Consider the following 17,384-nt stretch of genomic DNA (forward strand, 5'->3'; position numbering starts at 1 on the left):
GCACCCGCGCATGAGCACCCTCGAGACCGCCGCCGACGACGCCATCCGGGCCACCCGCCGGGTGCGCCGCTGGGGGTCCTGGTATGTGGCCGAGCACCGCTTCCGGGTGATGCGCTCCTACGCGCAGACGGTGGTCGTGACCGCGATCGGCAACCCGGTCATCTACCTCTACGCGATGGGGGTCGGCCTGGCCACCCTCGTCGACGCGAACTTGGGACCGGATGCCGTCGCCGGCGTCAGCTATCTGGCCTTCGTCGCCCCTGCCCTCCTCGCGAGCGCGGCGATCACCGTCGCCAGCGAGGAGTTCACCTACCCGATCATGCTCGGCTTCAAATGGAACCCCGTCTTCTACGGCATGAACGCGGCCCCGATCGAGCCCGGCCAGATAATCAACGGCATCGTGATCTCGGTGACCGCACGGATGCTGGTCACCTGCGGCATCTACTACGCCTTCATGCTCGTCTTCGGTGCCGTCCCGTCGCCGGCCGGTTTCCTCGCCGTCTTCGCCGCCCTGCTGACCGGCCTCGGCTTCGGAGCCGTGCTGATGGCCTACACCGCCACCCTGACCGAGGACACCGGGCAGCTGGCCATGGTCATGCGGTTCGTCATCCTGCCGATGACGCTGTTCTCCGGCACCTTCTTCCCGCTCAGCGTGCTGCCGGGGTGGCTGCAATGGATCGGCTGGATCTCGCCGCTCTGGCACGGCACCCAGCTCTCCCGGGTGTTCGCCTACGGCGCGGAGGAGCCGATCTGGCTCAGCGCCCTGCACGTGCTCTACCTGGCCGCGCTGCTCGGCCTCGGCTGGACCTGGGCCCGCCGGGTCGCCGCGAGGAGGCTGAACAGATGACCGAGGTCGACGACGTGCGCTCGGCGCCCCCGGCGGCGCGCCCGTTCGGCGGCCTCTATGCCGGCAACGCGCGCAGCGTGATGGCCCGCGGCTGGCGGGCCACGCGGAGCACCAACTGGCTGGTCGTGGTGAGCGGGTTCTTCGAGCCGATCTTCTACCTGCTCTCGATGGGCCTCGGCCTCGGTGCGCTGATCGGAACCGTCACGACGGCATCCGGCCAGGAGGTGCCCTACGCCGCGTTCATCGCCCCGGCCCTGCTCGCCGTCGCCGCGATGAACGGCGCCATCTACGACTCCACCTGGAACGTGTTCTTCAAGATGCAGTTCGCGAGACTCTACGAGGGCATGCTGTCCACCTCCCTCGGCCCGCTGGATGTCGCGCTCGGCGAGATCTCCCTGGCGCTGCTGCGCGGCGGACTCTACGCGACCGGGTTCATGGTCGTCATGCAGGTGCTCGGGCTGAACCTGTCCTGGTGGGCGTTGCTGGCGCTGCCCGCCGTGCTGCTGATCGCCTTCGGCTTCGCGAGCGTGGGGATGGCGGTCACCAGCTACCTGAAGACATTCCAGCAGATGGACTGGGTCAACTTCGTGATGCTGCCGATGTTCCTCTTTTCGGCCACGTTCTACCCGCTCAGCGTGTACCCGCAGCCGATCCAGTACCTGATCCAGGCGTTGCCGCTCTGGCACGGGGTCGAACTCGTGCGCGGCCTGACCACCGGGCAGGTCGACGCCGGTCTGCTCTGGCATGTGTTCTACTACCTGGCCATGATCCTCGTCGGCCTGGTCTTCACCACCCGACGGTTGCGAGCCCTCTTCCTCGATTGACCCCAGCCCGACGCAACTGTTGCCCGTCCGGACAACTGTTACCGACACGCCGGCAACACTCGTCCGGTTCGGCAACAGTTGCCAGCGGATGCTGCTGCCGGGTCAGGCCTCGATGTCGATGTCGCGGGTCTCTCGGCTGAGCAGCAGCGCGACCAACGTGAGCACCGCCATCACCGACAGGTAGACGCCGACCCAGAACGGGCTGCCCCCGCCGAGGGTCCAGAGCCAGATGGCGATGAACGGGGCCACCGCCGCGCCCAGGATCGAGCTCATGTTGTAGGCGAACGCCGAACCGGTGTAGCGCACGCTCGTCGGGAACAACTCGGGCAGCAGCGCGCCCATCGGACCGAAGGTCATGCCCATCAGCGAGAAGCCGAGAATCAGGAAGACCATCACCCCGAAGAATCCGGCGCCGAGCAGCGGCACGAACAGCAGCCCGAACCCGATGATCGCCAGGGTGACGACGATGAGCGTCTTGCGGCGGCCGTGCCGGTCGGCCCACGGTCCGGAGGCGAGGGTGAAGGCCCCGAAGAACAACACGCCGACGATCATCATCAGGATGAAGCTGTTGTAGCTGTACCCGAGCCCGGGCACCGGGGCATCCGTCGCAGCCCGGCCGTAGCCGAGCGTGAACGTGGTCATCAGGTAGAACAGCACGTAGGTGGCCAGCATGATGAAGGTGCCGAGGATGAGCTCCCGCCAATTCGACTTGAACACCGCGGCCAGGGGCAGCTTCTCCACCCGCTTGGTGGCGACGACCTTGGTGAACGCGTCGCTCTCGACCAAGCGCAGGCGCACCCAGAGGCCGACGATCACCATCACCGCGGAGAACAGGAACGGGATGCGCCAGGCCCACTCGAGGAACGCGTCGGAAGGGCGGGTCGGATCCGTCGACGGCAGGGCCAGGGCGATCGCGAGGAACAGCCCGTTCGCGATGATGAAGCCGAGCGGGGCGCCGACCTGCGGGAAGGTGCCGTACCAGGCGCGTTTGCCGGCCGGCGCGTTCTCGGTCGCGACCAGGGCGGCGCCGCTCCACTCCCCGCCGAGCGCGAAGCCCTGGGCGAGCCGCAGCACGACGAGCAGCAGCGGGGCGAACCAGCCGACCTGGGCGAAGGTGGGCAGCAGCCCGATCAGGAAGGTGGCGATGCCCATGGTCAGCAGTGCGCCGACCAGAGTCGCCTTGCGTCCCCTCCGGTCGCCGAAGTGGCCGAAAACGAGGGCGCCGATCGGGCGGGCCACCATGGCGGCGCCGAAGACCGCGAACGACGCGAGCAGCGCCGTGGTCTCGTTGCCGGTGGGGAAAAACAGGTGCGGGAAGACGAGCACGGCGGCCGTGGCGTAGACGTAGAAGTCGTAGAACTCGATGGTCGTGCCGATGAGGCTGGCAAGCACGACCCGGCTGCGCGGGTTCGTGGGTGCCGCCGTGGTGGCGGGGAGGGCCGACGTGGTGGGTGCTGACATTGAGGAGTCGCTCCGGGATTGACGCGAAGCGGAACCCGGACGGCAGAGGCGACGCCGGTCGGGCGCCGGCGGCTGCCCCCCAGGGGCCGCACGATGAGGTGACCGCTTGTGGCGGCCCCAGTGCACCCTACGTCCGGGGGCGACCGGGAGCCAATCCCCGGCTAACGCTCAGGTAACGATCTGCGGATGCCGCCGCGGGCCGGGCCATGACCGGTCGATCCTCGCGGCGCACCTTTGAGCACGCGGCGCACCGTGCACGGTGCGCCGGACTCCCAAAGGTGTGCCGCGAGGGCTCCTAGCCGGCGGAGCCGGACCGCAGCGCGCGCAGCACCTGCGCGGTCGCGATCGCGGCCGACGCGGCTTCCTCGCCCTTGTCCTCCTTCGACCCGGGCAGGCCGGCCCGGTCGAGGCCCTGCTGCTCGTCGTCGAGGGTGAGCACGCCGAAGCCGACCGGCTTGCCGGCGTCCAGGGCGACCCGGGTGAGGCCGTCCGTGGCCGCCGCCGAGACGTATTCGAAATGGGGCGTGCCGCCACGGATGATGACGCCGAGGGCGACGACGGCATCCGCCCCGTTCTCGAGCGCCACCTTGCAGGCGACGGGCAGTTCGAAGCTGCCGGGCACCCGCACCAGGCTGAAGCTCGCGCCGGAGGCCTCGAGCACGCGCGTGGCACCAGCGATCAGCCCGTCGGTGATCACGTCGTGCCACCGCCCGGCGACGATCACGATTCTCAGCCCGGTGCCGTCGACGGCGATCGAGGGTGATCCTGCTCCGCTCATAGTGCGATTCCCTTCAGGAGGTCGGTGTCTGCGATGTGGTGGCCCATCCGGTCGCGTTTCACGGCCAGGTAGTCCTGGTTGTGGCTGCCGACGCCCACGATCAGGGGCACCCGCTCGGTCACGGTGATGCCGTGCGCCTCGAGCTGGCGCAGCTTCTCGGGGTTGTTGGTCAGCAGCCGCACCGAGGAGATGCCCATCTGGTGCAGGATGGCGGTGGCCGCGCCGTAGTCGCGGGCGTCGGCGGGCAGACCGAGGGCGAGGTTCGCGTCGAAGGTGTCCAGCCCGTCCTCCTGCAGCTTGTACGCGCGCAGCTTGTTGATCAGGCCGATGCCGCGCCCCTCCTGGCCGCGCAGGTAGACGACGATGCCGCCCTCCTCCTGGATCGTCTCGAGCGCGGCGTCGAGCTGGGGGCCGCACTCGCACTTGAGCGAGCCGAATGCCTCCCCGGTCAGGCACTCGGAGTGCACCCGCACCAGGGTGCCGTCGCCCGGGGTGCCCGAGACGATGGCGACATGGTCGGCGCCGGTCATCCGGTCCCGGTAGGCGCGGATCTGGAACGAACCGTGGCGGGTGGGCACGGTGGTCTCCACCTCGAAGTCGACCCGCGGGGATTCGAGGATCGGGCTCACCGTGGGCAGGTCGGTGTCGCAGTGGAATTCCTGCAGGTAGGCGATCAGGTCCTTGATCGTGATCACGAGCACGCCCTCGCGCTCGCCGAGTTCGAGCAGCCCGGGCAGGCGCATCATCTCGCCGTCCTCGGCGACGATCTCGCTGATCCCGGCGACGGGTACGAGGCCGGCGAGCTTCATCAGGTCCACGGCCGCCTCGGTGTGGCCGTCGCGTTCGCGCACGCCGCCGTCCACCGCGCGCAACGGCATGATGTGGCCGGGCCGGTGCAGGCTCGCCGGGGTGGACGCCGGATCGGCGAGCACGCGCAGGGTGTGGGCGCGGTCGGCGGCGCTGATCCCCGTGCTGAGACGGTCGGCCGCGTCGACGGACACGGTGTAGTTGGTGCCGCGCGGGTCCTCGTTGTTCAGCACCATCACCGGCAGGTCGAGCTTGTCGGCGAGGTCGTTGGTCATCGGGGCGCAGATGAACCCGGAGGAGTAGCGCACTGTCCAGGCGAGCCACTCCTGCGTGGCCATCTGGGCGGAGATGATCACGTCGCCCTCGTTCTCCCGGCCCTCGTCGTCGGCGACGATGACCGGTTTGCCCAGTCGCAGGGCGTCCAGGGCGGTGGGAATGTCGGCGAGACTCATGACAGGCTCCTTTTCGATCCTGCGGCCGCCAGGTCGAGCATGCGCTCCACGTGGCGGGCCAGGATGTCGGTTTCGATGTTGACGTGATCGCCGACCATGCGCTCTCCGAGCGTCGTGGCGGTGAGGGTTTCGGGGATAAGCGAGACGTCGAACCACTGCTCGGCGGCGTCCGCGGGGCTGATGTCGCTCACGGTCAGCGACACTCCGTCGACGGCGATGGACCCCTTGCTCGTGACGAGCGGGGCGAGTTCGGGGGAGAGGCTGAACCGGAGCACCCGCCAGGCGTCGCCGGGGGTGATCGTGAGCAGTTCGCTGGTGCCGTCGATGTGGCCCTGCACGATGTGCCCGCCCAGGCGGCCGCCGACCAGCGCGGCCCGTTCCAGGTTCACGGGGGTGCCGGCGGTGGCGCCGGAGAGGGTCGACATCCTCAGGGTCTGGGCCATCACATCCGCCGTGAAGGTCTCCTCGGTGCGGTCCACGACGGTGAGGCAGACCCCGCTGACCGAGATCGAGTCGCCGTGCCCGGCGTCGGACACGACAAGCGGGCCGCGCACGGTGAGGCGCACGGCATCCGCCGACGGGTCGACCCTCTCGATCCGGCCGAGTTCCTCGATGATTCCGGTGAACATGCTTCCCCTATCTCGGCCGGGCCACGATGAGGAGGTCCTCGCCGAGCCGGTCGCAGTGTTCGATGGTCAGGCGGCGTTGTCCGTCGATTCCAGTCACGCCGATGTCGCCGAGGGCCAGCCGCCCGCCGCCGAGCAGCGCGGGCGCCAGGTAGACGAGGTACTCGTCCACGAGCCCGGCCGCGACGAACGCGCTGGCGAGCGTGGGTCCGCCCTCGATGAAGGCGTGACGGATGCCGCGGACGTGCAGGTCGGCCAGCACGGCCGTGAGGTCGTGGGTGGCGAAGAACAACGGCGCGCGGGGGTGGGAGCGGAGCAGGGCATCCGCCGGGATGCCGCGGGCGCCGATCACGACGGGCAGCGGCTGGCCGGGCAGCAGCGCCCCGGCGGCGTCGCGGGCGGTGAGCGCCGGGTCGTCGGCGAGGGCGGTGCCGGTGCCGACGATGATCGCGTCGGCCGCAGCCCGGCGCCGGTGCACGTCCTGGCGGGCCTCCGGGCCGGTGATCCACCGGCTGGTGCCGTCGTCGGCCGCGGCGCGGCCGTCGAGGCTGGAGGCCCACTTGAGCGTGACGAACGGCCGGCCGAGCCGGGCAGCACGGAGCCAGTCGGCGAGGAAGCCGGAGACCTCGGCCTCGAGGATTCCGCCGAGCACGTCGATCCCGTGCGCGCGCAGCCGGTCGGCGCCGCCGGAGGACTCGTGGCCGGGGTCGGACACGGCGTAGACCACCCGGGCGATGCCGGCTTCGATCAGGGCGAGCGCGCAGGGCCCGGTGCGGCCGGTGTGGTTGCAGGGTTCGAGGGTGACCACCGCGGTCGCCCCGCGGGCGCCGCCGCGGGGCAGCCGGCTGAGCGCGTCGACCTCGGCATGGGCCGTTCCGGCGCCGCGGTGCCAGCCCTCGGCGAGCACCTCGCCGTCGGCCGCGAGGATGACGCAGCCGACGCGGGGATTCGGCCCGGTGGCCGGCCCGTTGGCGGCCAGTTCGAGGGCGCGCCGCATCAAGCGTTCCAGTGCCGCGTCCTGGTCCATGCCCGTCCTCGTCCGTTTCTGCAACGAACTCCGGGGGAATGGTGCGCGAACACCGTGTGGGTCGCGCGCAGGGCGAAACCCGCCGATCGATCCCTGGCGGGATTTCTCGACTCGTGCGCCTCTCATCCGGACTTTAACCGTCGGTGCTGGAATTTCACCAGCTCAACCGTTTCGCCCGAGGGCGGAACGGGTCGCGGACTTTCACCGCCGGTTCGGACTTACACCGACCCCGGAGCACGTTTCTTACTACTAGTTATAGCTCAACGCCCCGGCCGCCGGATAATTCCCGCCCGACGGCGTGCAGGATTCGCACGGTCACAACCCGGCGAGAACCGGCCCGTTCACGCGTCGGCCGAGATCAGTTCCCGGGCGGTTCCCTCGTCGATGTACAGGTCGGTGATCACCCGGGCGGCTAGGGCGCCGCGGAGGCTGGCCAGCTTCGAGCTGCCGGACACGACGCAGATCCGCCGCGGGGTGCGGCGCAGCACGGCGAAGTCGGGGCCGGTACTGCGTTCGTTCAACGGGATGCCGTCGGTGGAGCCGTCCGCGCGGAAGAAGACCGTGGCCACGTCGCCGACGACGCCGCCCCGGCCGAGGGCATCGTAGTCCTCGTCTTCGAGGTAACCGCCGGCGTAGACGTGGCTGGGGACATCCGAGAACGGCGAGCCGAGGCCGAACAGGGCCACGTCCATCCGGCCCTGCATGTCGAGCAGCCGGGTCACGCCGCGTTCCCGCCAGAACGCCTGCCGGGTGGCCGGGTCGTCGAAGAAGGCGGGCACCGGGAACTGCTCGACATGGGCGCCGAACGCGTCGCCGAACCGGCGCAGGATCTCGCTGGCGTAGTCGAGGCCGGTCGTGCGCATGTTGCCGGCGCCGTTGAGCTGCACGATCTGCGAGTTGTGGGTGCGCTTGGGGGTGACATGCCGGCTGATCGCGTTCATGGTCGAGCCCCAGGCGATCCCCATGGTCATGTTCGAATCGAAGAACTGGCCGAGAATCCGTGCAACCGAGAGAGCCACCCGCTCCAGCCGGTCGACATCGCTGGCGTGGTCGGCGACCGGTACGACGTGCGCGGTGACATGGTGGCGCTCGAGGATGAGCCGTTCCAGCCGGCTGGTCGCGTCGAGCGGGGAGCGCACCTGGATGTCCACCAGCCCGGTCGCCCTGGCCTGGCTGAGCAAGCGGGAAACCGAGGATCTGGAGGTGTGCAGCTCGTGGGCGATCGCATCCATCGTCAGGTCCTGCAGGTAGTACAGGTGCGCCGCGGTGAGGGCGTCGTTGGTCCGGTCGGACAGCGTCGGATCGTTCGGCAGAGTCATTCCCGCTCCTTGCACATATGTTCAGCCAGCTTGACCGTTTGTGTCGAAGTATTCAAGCTGTATTGACCCACGAGGTTTGCCCGGAGTGCAAATCGACGTTGAGCCGGCTGTGAGTGCTTCACGGCTGCGAACCCACACAGAAGTGAGCGAACAGTGCAGAATACAGCGATCCAGGCCCAGGCGGCCGTCCAGGCCGATCCCCGCGCGCAGGTCCTCATCATCGGGGCCGGCATCAACGGCATCGCCACCTTCCGCGACCTGGCCCTGCAGGGCGTCGACGTGGTCATCGTCGACAAGGGTGACTACGTCTCCGGGGCGTCGGCCGCCTCCTCGCACATGATCCACGGCGGGGTGCGCTACCTCGAGAACGGGGAGTTCCGCCTGGTCAAGGAATCGGTCGAGGAGCGCAACGCGCTGCTGAAGACGGCCCCGCACTACGTGAAGCCGCTGAAGACCACCGTGCCGATCTTCTCCACCTTTTCCGGGGTGCTGAGCGCGCCGCTGCGTTTCCTTACCCATCGGCAGGGAGCGGCGCAGGAGCGCGGCGCGCTGCTGATCAAGGTCGGGCTCACCCTGTACGACTCTTTCTCGCGTGACGGCGGCAGCGTGCCCCGGCACGAGTTCCGCGGGGCGAAGGAGTCGCTGCGCCAGCTTCCCCGGCTGAACCCGTCGCTCAAGTACACGGCCACCTACTACGACGCCTCGATGCACGACCCGGAGCGGCTCGCCCTCGACGTGCTCGGCGACGGCCTCGCCGCCGGCCCGCACGCCCGCAGCGCCAACTACCTCGAGGCGGTGGCGATGGATGCCGACGGCGTGCTCCTGCGCAACAAGGTCACCGGGGAGGAGTTCAGCTTCCAGGCCGACGTCGTCGTGAACACCTCCGGACCGTGGACGGACCTGACCAACGTGGCGCTCGGCCAGGCCAGCGCCTACATGGGCGGCACCAAGGGCTCGCACATCGTGCTCGACAACCCCGAGCTGCTGGCGGCGACCGGCGGGCGTGAGATCTTCTTCGAGCACAAGGACGGCCGGATCGTGCTGATCTACCCGCTCGCCGGCCGGGTGCTGGTCGGCACGACCGACCTCGAGCACGACATGACCCAGCCGGCCCGCTGCACCGAAGACGAGGTCGACTACTTCTTCGAGCTGGTCACGCACGTATTCCCAGATGTCGCCGTCGACCGTTCGCAGATCGTCTTCCGGTTCGCCGGGGTGCGCCCGCTGCCCCGGCACGACGACGAACAACCCGGCTTCGTCTCCCGCGATTACCGGATCGAATCCCGGCCGCTCGGCGCCCGCCCCGGCACGCTGCTCAGTCTGGTCGGCGGCAAGTGGACCACGTTCCGTGCCCTCGCCGAGCACCTCAGCGGCGACATCCTCGCCCTGCTCGGCCTGCCCCGGGTGGTGTCGACGGCCGGGCTCGCTATTGGCGGCGGGCGCGACTTCCCGGTGACGGATGCCGCGCACCAGGTCTGGGTCGCGGCGCACGGCGACGAGGTGGGCGCCGCGCGCGCCGCGGCCCTGCTCACCCGGTACGGCACCCGCGCCGCCGACGTGATCGACTGGCTCACCGAGGAAGCGGACGCCCCGCTGGACAACCATGCCGGTTACACCCGGCGGGAGATCGAGTACCTGGCCGCCACGGAATCCGTCATGCACCTGCTCGACCTGGTACTGCGCCGCACCAGCCTGGCCTTCCGCGGCGAACTCAGCCTGCCGCTGCTCGACGAGTTGGCGGGCGTGGTCGCACCGGTGCTCGGCTGGGATGCCGCGACCCGCGAGAACGAGGTGGCGCTCGCCGTGGACATGCTCCGCGAGACGCACGGGGTGCGGCTGGCGGCCGCGCCGGAGCCGGCCGGCCAGGTCGCCTGAGCCGCCCGGCCCGGCGCGCACCGCTGATCGGCCTGCGCACCGCTGATCGGCCTGCGCACCGTTGATCGGCCTGCGCACGGCCGTCCGGCGTGCGTGCGCCCGGCAGCCGGCGCCTGCTGCGCGCCGGGATCTGCACGGACGTGCAGCCGAAGGCGCACCTTCGGCCGGGCCGACTCGATAGGTTTTGCAGGATCCGTTTTCTTCCGGATCCTCCAGTTCCAACTAACAAGGGTGTCAATGTGGACAATCTCGGTATCGTTTTTCTTTCGGAACTGGTGGGCACAGCCCTGCTCGTTCTCCTCGGCTGCGGAGTGGTCGCCAACGTGGCACTCGCCAAGAACAAGGGTGTCGGTGGCGGATTCCTGATGGTCACCATCGGTTGGGGCCTCGCGGTCTTCTCCGGCGTCATCGTCGCCTACAACTCCGGCGCCCACCTCAACCCCGCCGTCACGCTCGGCCTGGTGGCCTCCGGGGCGACCGAGTTCGGCTCGGGTGTCCCGGTGAACGCCGTCTCGGTCCTGGCCTACATCGGGGCGCAGATGCTCGGCGCCCTGCTCGGGGCCGTGTTCGTCTGGCTGGCCTACAAGCAGCACTTCGACCAGGAGCCGAACGCGGCGAACAAGCTGGGCGTGTTCTCGACCGGCCCGGCCATCCGTTCCTACGGCTGGAACCTCGTCACCGAGATCATCGGCACCTTCGTGCTGGTGTTCGTGGTGATCGCGTTCGGCGGCGGACGCCAGGGTGAGAGCGGCGGCCTCGCCGCCCTCGGCGCCCTGCCGGTGGCGCTGCTGGTCATCGTCATCGGCACCTCGCTCGGTGGTCCGACGGGGTACGCGATCAACCCGGCCCGTGACCTCGGCCCGCGGATCGCGCACTTCCTGCTGCCGATCAAGGGCAAGGGCTCGTCCGACTGGGCCTACTCCTGGGTGCCCGTCGCGGGCCCGATCATCGGCGGGCTGCTCGCCGGTTGGGCCTCCGCGGTCCTCCTGCCGATCCTGACGTAGCAGGGACCGGCACCGCGGCATCCGTCGACGGATGCCGCGCACACTCGACACTCATCTCGCACGCCTAACCTGAACCGCACGATCAACAAAGGAGTTATCAATGGCCCAGTACATCATTGCCATCGACCAGGGAACGACGAGTTCCCGCGCGATCATCTTCGACAAGGCGGGGTCGATCGTCTCGACCGGCCAGCTCGAGCACGAGCAGATCTTCCCGCGCGCCGGCTGGGTCGAGCACGACCCGATGGAGATCTGGAACAACACCCGTGAGGTCATCGGCCAGGCCCTGTCCAAGGCCAACCTGACCCGCCACGACATCGACGCCGTCGGCATCACCAACCAGCGCGAGACCGCCGTGGTCTGGGACCGCACCACCGGCCTGCCCGTCTACAACGCCATCGTCTGGCAGGACACCCGCACTCAGCCGATCGTCGACCGGCTCGCCGCCGACGGCGGCGTCGAACGGTTCAAGGCCAAGGTCGGCCTCCCGCTGGCGACCTACTTCTCCGGCACCAAGATCGTCTGGATCCTCGAGAACGTCGAGGGTGCCCGGGCCAAGGCCGACGCCGGCCAGCTGATGTTCGGAACGACCGACTCGTGGGTGCTCTGGAACCTGACCGGCGGGCTCGAGGGCGGCGTGCACGCCACGGACGTCACCAACGCCAGCCGCACCATGTTCATGGACCTGGAGACCCTTCAGTGGGACGACGACATCCTCGCCGCGTTCGACGTGCCCAAGTCGATGCTGCCCGAGATCCGCTCCTCCAGCGAGGTCTACGGCATCGCCAGCGGGCACAGCCTGCTCCGCGAGACGCCGATCGCGGGCATCCTCGGCGACCAGCAGGCCGCGACCTTCGGCCAGGCCGCGTTCGACCAGGGCGAGGCGAAGAACACCTACGGCACCGGTAACTTCCTCATCTTCAACACCGGCACCGAGATCGTCCACTCCAAGAACGGGCTGCTCACCACGGTCGGCTACAAGCTCGGCGACGCGGAAACCCACTATGCGCTCGAAGGATCGATCGCGGTCACCGGGGCGCTCGTGCAGTGGCTGCGCGACAACCTCGGCATCGTCGGCTCAGCCGCCGAGGTCGAGGCTCTCGCCCTCTCGGTCGAGGACAACGGCGGCGCCTACTTCGTGCCGGCGTTCTCCGGCCTGTTCGCCCCATACTGGCGCTCGGATGCCCGCGGGGCCCTGGTCGGACTGACCCGGTTCGTGAACAAGGGCCACATCGCCCGTGCCGCGCTCGAGGCGATCGCCTACCAGTCCCGCGAGGTGCTGGACGCGGTCAACGCGGACTCCGGAGTGCCGCTGACCGAGCTCAAGGTCGACGGCGGTGCCTCGGCCAACGATCTGCTGATGCAGTTCCAGGCCGACATCCTCGGCGTATCCGTCGTTCGCCCGGTCGTCGCGGAGACCACCGCGCTCGGCGCCGCCTACGCGGCCGGCCTCGCGGTCGGCTTCTGGGGCAGCCTCGACGAACTCCGCGCGAACTGGCAGGAAGACGCCCGCTGGGAGCCGCAGATGGACGTCGCCGAGCGCGACCGACTGCTGCGCAACTGGAAGAAGGCCGTCACCAAGTCCCTCGACTGGGTAGACGAGGACGTCGTCTAGCCTCACCCGCCTCACCCGCCTCACCCGCCTCACCCGCCTCACCCGCTTCACCCGCCTCACCCGCTTCACCCGCCTCACCCGCTTCACCAGTTCCCCGGAAACCCGGCGTCCACCCCAGGCCGCCGGGTTTCCGTCGTCTCACCCCCGCCGTGCCCACCTCCCCGCCGTCTACTTGCGTAACTCCTGCTATTTGTTCGGGCTGTCGGCGACGGCCCCGTGATTACGGCCTTTCCGGCGATCCCGCCACCGAAATTGCAGGAGTAATGCACGATCGGGTGCTGTCCTCCACAGGGCGGGAACCTGGACGCATCCCCCCACAGCGGTGCCCTCGGCACCGCCGGTCGCGCTCAGCATCGATTCTCGGGGCATGAGCCTGCCACGCGATTTCGACTTCGGTGCCCGACGTATTGTCAGCAGGCGCGACCTGCTCGACAGCGGCCTGACCGGATCCCAGATCACCCTCGCGGTGCGGGCGGACCGCCTGCTCCGGGTGAGGAGAGACCACTATGCGGCGCCGGGAACGGATCGCCACACCGTCGAGGCCGTCCGCGTCGGCGGCCGGCTGGCCTGCGTCTCGGCGGCCAGGGAGTTGGGGATTTTCGCGTTCGAGACGAGGTTCACGCACCTCCACGTCCCCCGGGAGGCATCGCGTCTTCGCGGCGCCCGGAGCCGGTACGACCGGCTGAATGCAGTCCCGCGCGACGGCGTCGCAGTGCACTGGTGGCCACTGATCGAGCCGGGGGACGGAACCGAGTTCTGTGTCGGCACCCGGGATGCCCTCGCCCAGCTGATCCAATGCCAACCGCGCCACTTCGCCCTGGCCGCCCTCGACACCGCGTTGCATGAGGGGTGCATCTTCGCCTCCGACCTCGAGGATGTTTTCGGAAACGTTCCGGCGAAATACCGGGCACTCCGCGACCAGATCGACGCTCGGGCGGACGCCGGGCAGGAGACCGTGCTACGGCGGCTGGTCCTCGAGGCCGGATTCCGATGCGACATCCAGGTGCCGATCGACGGCGTGGGGCGCGTGGATCTTCTGGTCGAGGGCTGCGTCGTGGTTGAGGCGGACAGCCGCGCACACCACAAGTCGTGGGAACAGCACATCCGGGATCGCACCCGAGATCGCGTTCTTGCCCAGCTGGGGTATGTGACTCTGCGGGTGCTGTACCAGGACATCATGTTCGATCCCGCCGGAGTCATCAGCGCGATCGCTGCGCTCGTGCGAGTCTGCCGCGAGGGCGGCATCCGGGCCTGACCCAGTCGCTCGTCTACAGGCCGGTACCGCTTCATGCGGGCGGGTCGCGCATAACTCCTGCAGATTCCGGGCGGTCGGATGCGCCGCCCCGGGAATCCGGGGCGGCCCGGCCCGGGCGGCTCAGATTGCAGGAGTTATGCACATCACTTGGGCGGGAAGGGACGTGCCGAGACGTGCCGAGACCGGCCGAGACTGGACGGGACCGGCCGAGGCCGGCCGGGGGCGGCCTGGGGGCGGTCAGGAGGGCCGGGAGTTCGGCCAGGCCGGTGATTCGGAGCACCCCGAGACGGGCGGCGTCGGCGGCGTCCGCGGGGTCCACCGCGGCTTCGCGCCGGTCGAGCCAGACCGCGGTGAGGCCGGCGGCCGCCGCCCCGATGGCGTCGGTGCGGATGCGGTCGCCCACGTACACCGCGTCGGCCGCGGCGACCCCGAACACGGCGCAGGCGTGCTCGAAGATGCGCCGGTCGGGTTTGGCGGCCCCGAACGCGGCCGAGGTGATCACCCGTTCGACCCGGTCGCCCAGGCCCGTGCGGTCCAGCTTCGGCTGTTGGTGCGACCGCTCCCCGTTGGTGATCAGTCCGAAACGGATGCCCGGAAACTCACCCTCCAGGGCTGCCAGGCAGGGCAGCGCGTCGTCGTGCAACCGCCAACTCGCCCGATAGTGCTCGAAGTAGGCGCCGAACCAGGCGGCCGCTTCCTGGTCCGTCAGGGGGACCCCGTGCGCCGCGGCGAAGTCACGGGCGCGCTCCCGCCGCTGGCCGGGGAAGTCCAGCCGCCCGGCAAGGTAGGAGTGGTAGTGCCGCTCTTCCAGCTCCTGCCAGAGCGCGACCGCCCCGCCCTGGTCGACGCCGTCGAACGGGCCGCCCAGGGCGGCGAGATACCGCAGGATGCCGTCGGCGACAGCGCCGCGATGGGCGAACAGCGTGTCGTCCAGGTCGAAGAACACGACCGACGGGATGCGGGCGGGTGCGGCCATGGCTCAGCCGGCCACCACGCCGGCCACCACGCCGGCCACCACGCCGGCGGGCCAGCCGGCCTTCGGCTGGCGGTCGTCGGTGGAGCGGAGCCGCCCGGTCCAGGCCAGCGGGAAGGACCCGTCGCGGTGCGGGTGGTCCGCGGGCGACTCGCCGAGGAAGCTGAAGCCCGTCTTCCGGGCGGTGCGCGCCGACGCGATATTCCCCGGCAGGCATTGCCAGTTGATGGCGTCGACGATCCCGGCGGAGAACGCCCAGTCGGCGACGAGCCGCTGGGCCTCCGGGATGTAGCCGTGGCCGCGGTGCGGCGCCCCGAGCCAGTAGCCGATCGAGGCCGTGGGAACGCGCAGCCCGATCACGCCGACCAGGGCGGGGGAGCCCGGTGCGCGAACCGCCCAGGTGTATTCCTGATCAGAGGCCCATGCCGCCGGCACATACTCCGAGATGAATGAGTCCGCGTCGGAGCGACGATACGGCCACGGCACGGTGAGGTACCGCTCGAACAGAGGGTCCTGGCAGTACTCGAACACCGTGTCGGCATCGCCGGCGGTGGGCTGGTCCAACCGCACCAGCGGCGACGACAGTTCGACGGGCTCCATGGTCAGGCGCGGGGGAGGAGTCCGACACGCTCGAACGCGCGCGCCAGGGTGGCGTCGGCGACACCCGCCGCGCGGTCGGCGTTGTGGGCGAGCAGGCGGTCGAGTTCGGCCGGGTCGCCGAGCAGCTCGAGCACGCGCGCGCGGATCGGGCCGAAGGTGCCTGTGACGACCTCGGCGAGTCCCTTCTTGAGATCCCCGTAGCCGCGGCCGGCATACTCGTCCTCGAGGGACTGGATCGAGCGCTCGGCCATGGTGGAGTAGATCGTGAGCAGGTTGGCCACCCCCGGCTTGTTCTCCCGGTCGAAGACGACTCCGCCATCGGCATCCGTCACCGCGCGCATGATCTTCTTCGCGGTGACCGACGGCTCGTCGAGCAACCAGATCACCCCGGCGTGCGATTCGGCCGACTTCGACATCTTCGAGGTGGGGTTCTGCAGGTCGAAGATCTTCGCGGTCTCCTTCACGATGTCCGCCTCCGGAATCACGAAGGTGTCCCCGAACCGCGAGTTGAACCGCGCCGCGATGTCGCGGGTCAGCTCGACGTGCTGGCGCTGGTCTTCGCCGACCGGCACGACGACGGTGTCGTAGAGCAGGATGTCCGCGGCCATCAGGATCGGGTAGGCAAACAGCCCGACCGTGGTGCCGTCTGAACCCTGCTTGGCCGACTTGTCCTTGAACTGGGTCATCCGGCTGGCCTCGCCGAACCCGGTGATGGTGTTGAGCACCCAGGCCAGCTGGGCGTGGGCGGCGACGTGCGACTGCACGTAGAGCGTCGACGCCGACGGGTCGATCCCGCTCGCGATGTACTGAGCCGCGGTGCGCCGGGTGTTCTCGCGCAGCTTCACCGGGTCCTGCGCCACGGTGAGCGCGTGCAGGTCGACGATCGAGAAGAATGCGTCGTGGGTCTGCTGCAGCGCCTTCCAGTTCAACAGGGCGCCGATGTAGTTGCCGATCTGCAGGGAATCCGCGGAGGGCTGCATGCCGGAGTAGAGACGGGGCTTGGTCATGGGGTCTTTCGTGTCGTGGGGCCGCCGCAGGCGGAACCGGGGAAAACGGTGGGTTAGACGAGGTAGTCGACGACGACGGGCGTGTGGTCCGACCAGCGCTGGTCATAGGCGGCGGCCCGGTCGACCGCGTAGTTGGTGACGGATGCCGCCAGCGCCGGCGTCGCCAGCTGGTAGTCGATTCGCCAGCCGGTGTCGTTGTCGAAGGCCTGCCCGCGCCAGGACCACCAGGTGAACGGCCCGTCGACCTCTCCGGCCCACTTGCGACCCACGTCGACCCAGCCGAGCCCGGCCCCGGCGTTGTACCCGGGCTCGTCTTCCGCGCCGAGGATCCGGTCGAAATAGGCGCGCTCGTCGGGAAGGAACCCGGCCCGCTTCACGTTGCCGCGCCAGTTCTTGATGTCGAGCTTGCGGTGGCCCACGTTCAGGTCGCCGAGCACGACGGCCCGCTCGCTGTGGGCGGCCAGCTCGGGCAACCGGGCGAGCATCGCGTCGAGGAAACGGTACTTCTCGACCTGCTTGGGGGTGTCCGCCTCGCCGGAGTGCACGTAGGTGCTCACGACCGTGACGATCTTGCCGTTGACCTCGTAGTCGGCCTCCAGCCAGCGGCCGGCGCTGTCGAAATCGGTCGCGCCGAGCTCGACCCGGTGGATCGACGCCGAGGACCGGCTGGCCAGCGCGACGCCGGCCCGGCCCTTCGCCGTTGCGGGGTCATGCAGGATGCTCCACTCCGGGCCGAGCAGGTTCTCGAGGTCCTCGGTCGACGCGCGCACCTCCTGGATGGCGAGGATGTCGACGTCCCGGGCGGCGAGCCACTCGCCCATTCCCTTGCGGTAGGCGGCGCGCACCCCGTTCGTGTTGATGCTGGCGATCCGGAGCGGCTGGGCAGGCGAGGGAGACTCAGGCGTGGACGGCAT

At 69.6% G+C, this 17,384-nt stretch carries 16 protein-coding genes and 1 riboswitch; of the genes, 6 read left to right on the forward strand and 10 right to left on the reverse strand.

What is annotated here, in order from left to right; translation table 11 throughout:
• Nucleotides 1-10: 10 nt before the first annotated feature.
• Nucleotides 11-847 carry an ABC transporter permease gene (locus tag E3O48_RS16555; protein WP_134509554.1) on the forward strand — a complete coding sequence of 279 codons (837 nt, stop codon included), beginning with the start codon at nt 11-13 and terminating at the stop codon, nt 845-847.
• Nucleotides 844-1,671, forward strand: a complete 828-nt coding sequence (locus E3O48_RS16560) for an ABC transporter permease (protein ID WP_134540691.1) — start codon at nt 844-846, stop codon at nt 1,669-1,671. The genes E3O48_RS16555 and E3O48_RS16560 overlap by 4 nt, the downstream gene beginning before the upstream one ends.
• Nucleotides 1,672-1,773: 102 nt before the next feature.
• Here the strand turns inward: E3O48_RS16560 and E3O48_RS16565 are convergent, their stop codons facing one another.
• The 6 genes from E3O48_RS16565 to E3O48_RS16590 all read right to left on the reverse strand — a co-directional run bounded on the left by E3O48_RS16565 (nt 1,774) and on the right by E3O48_RS16590 (nt 8,141).
• On the reverse strand, nt 1,774-3,132 hold the full coding sequence (locus E3O48_RS16565; protein WP_134540694.1) for an MFS transporter: 1,359 nt from the start codon (nt 3,130-3,132) through the stop codon (nt 1,774-1,776).
• 295 nt (nt 3,133-3,427) lie between these two features.
• Nucleotides 3,428-3,910 carry a 6,7-dimethyl-8-ribityllumazine synthase gene (gene ribH / locus E3O48_RS16570; protein ID WP_134510328.1) on the reverse strand — a complete coding sequence of 161 codons (483 nt, stop codon included), beginning with the start codon at nt 3,908-3,910 and terminating at the stop codon, nt 3,428-3,430.
• The gene (gene ribA, locus E3O48_RS16575) at nt 3,907-5,169 is read right to left on the reverse strand and encodes a GTP cyclohydrolase II (RefSeq protein ID WP_134540697.1); all 1,263 of its coding nucleotides are present in this window, start codon (nt 5,167-5,169) and stop codon (nt 3,907-3,909) included. The genes ribH and ribA overlap by 4 nt, the downstream gene beginning before the upstream one ends.
• Nucleotides 5,166-5,798: a riboflavin synthase gene (locus E3O48_RS16580; protein ID WP_134540700.1), complete on the reverse strand. Its 633-nt coding sequence runs from the start codon at nt 5,796-5,798 to the stop codon at nt 5,166-5,168. The genes ribA and E3O48_RS16580 overlap by 4 nt, the downstream gene beginning before the upstream one ends.
• A gap of 7 nt (nt 5,799-5,805) precedes the next feature.
• The gene (ribD, locus tag E3O48_RS16585) at nt 5,806-6,822 is read right to left on the reverse strand and encodes a bifunctional diaminohydroxyphosphoribosylaminopyrimidine deaminase/5-amino-6-(5-phosphoribosylamino)uracil reductase RibD (protein WP_241982593.1); all 1,017 of its coding nucleotides are present in this window, start codon (nt 6,820-6,822) and stop codon (nt 5,806-5,808) included.
• 110 nt (nt 6,823-6,932) lie between these two features.
• Nucleotides 6,933-7,063: riboswitch (FMN riboswitch) on the reverse strand.
• 100 nt (nt 7,064-7,163) lie between these two features.
• Entirely contained in the window at nt 7,164-8,141 is a 978-nt protein-coding gene (locus tag E3O48_RS16590; RefSeq protein ID WP_134540703.1) for a sugar-binding transcriptional regulator, read from the reverse strand.
• 153 nt (nt 8,142-8,294) lie between these two features.
• Between E3O48_RS16590 and E3O48_RS16595 the strand changes: the two genes are divergently transcribed.
• From E3O48_RS16595 to E3O48_RS16615, 4 genes are all read left to right on the forward strand, one after another.
• The gene (locus E3O48_RS16595) at nt 8,295-10,016 is read left to right on the forward strand and encodes a glycerol-3-phosphate dehydrogenase/oxidase (protein ID WP_134540706.1); all 1,722 of its coding nucleotides are present in this window, start codon (nt 8,295-8,297) and stop codon (nt 10,014-10,016) included.
• A gap of 239 nt (nt 10,017-10,255) precedes the next feature.
• Nucleotides 10,256-11,020 carry an MIP/aquaporin family protein gene (locus E3O48_RS16600; protein ID WP_134510337.1) on the forward strand — a complete coding sequence of 255 codons (765 nt, stop codon included), beginning with the start codon at nt 10,256-10,258 and terminating at the stop codon, nt 11,018-11,020.
• 100 nt (nt 11,021-11,120) lie between these two features.
• Nucleotides 11,121-12,635, forward strand: coding sequence for a glycerol kinase GlpK (gene glpK / locus E3O48_RS16605; RefSeq protein ID WP_134540709.1), 1,515 nt, complete (start codon nt 11,121-11,123; stop codon nt 12,633-12,635).
• A 367-nt stretch (nt 12,636-13,002) separates the two neighbouring features.
• Entirely contained in the window at nt 13,003-13,890 is an 888-nt protein-coding gene (locus tag E3O48_RS16615) for an endonuclease domain-containing protein (protein WP_134540715.1), read from the forward strand.
• 31 nt (nt 13,891-13,921) lie between these two features.
• Here the strand turns inward: E3O48_RS16615 and E3O48_RS16620 are convergent, their stop codons facing one another.
• The 4 genes from E3O48_RS16620 to E3O48_RS16635 are packed head-to-tail and all read right to left on the reverse strand — an operon-like array spanning nt 13,922 to nt 17,384.
• Nucleotides 13,922-14,866: an HAD family hydrolase gene (locus E3O48_RS16620; protein ID WP_134540718.1), complete on the reverse strand. Its 945-nt coding sequence runs from the start codon at nt 14,864-14,866 to the stop codon at nt 13,922-13,924.
• 3 nt (nt 14,867-14,869) lie between these two features.
• Nucleotides 14,870-15,463, reverse strand: coding sequence for a GNAT family N-acetyltransferase (locus tag E3O48_RS16625; RefSeq protein WP_134540721.1), 594 nt, complete (start codon nt 15,461-15,463; stop codon nt 14,870-14,872).
• 2 nt (nt 15,464-15,465) lie between these two features.
• Nucleotides 15,466-16,470: a tryptophan--tRNA ligase gene (gene trpS / locus E3O48_RS16630; RefSeq protein ID WP_134540724.1), complete on the reverse strand. Its 1,005-nt coding sequence runs from the start codon at nt 16,468-16,470 to the stop codon at nt 15,466-15,468.
• A gap of 53 nt (nt 16,471-16,523) precedes the next feature.
• The gene (locus tag E3O48_RS16635) at nt 16,524-17,384 is read right to left on the reverse strand and encodes an exodeoxyribonuclease III (RefSeq protein ID WP_134540727.1); all 861 of its coding nucleotides are present in this window, start codon (nt 17,382-17,384) and stop codon (nt 16,524-16,526) included.

The organism is Cryobacterium sp. HLT2-28 (genome assembly GCF_004402495.1).
GTDB classification, from domain to species: domain Bacteria; phylum Actinomycetota; class Actinomycetes; order Actinomycetales; family Microbacteriaceae; genus Cryobacterium; species Cryobacterium mannosilyticum.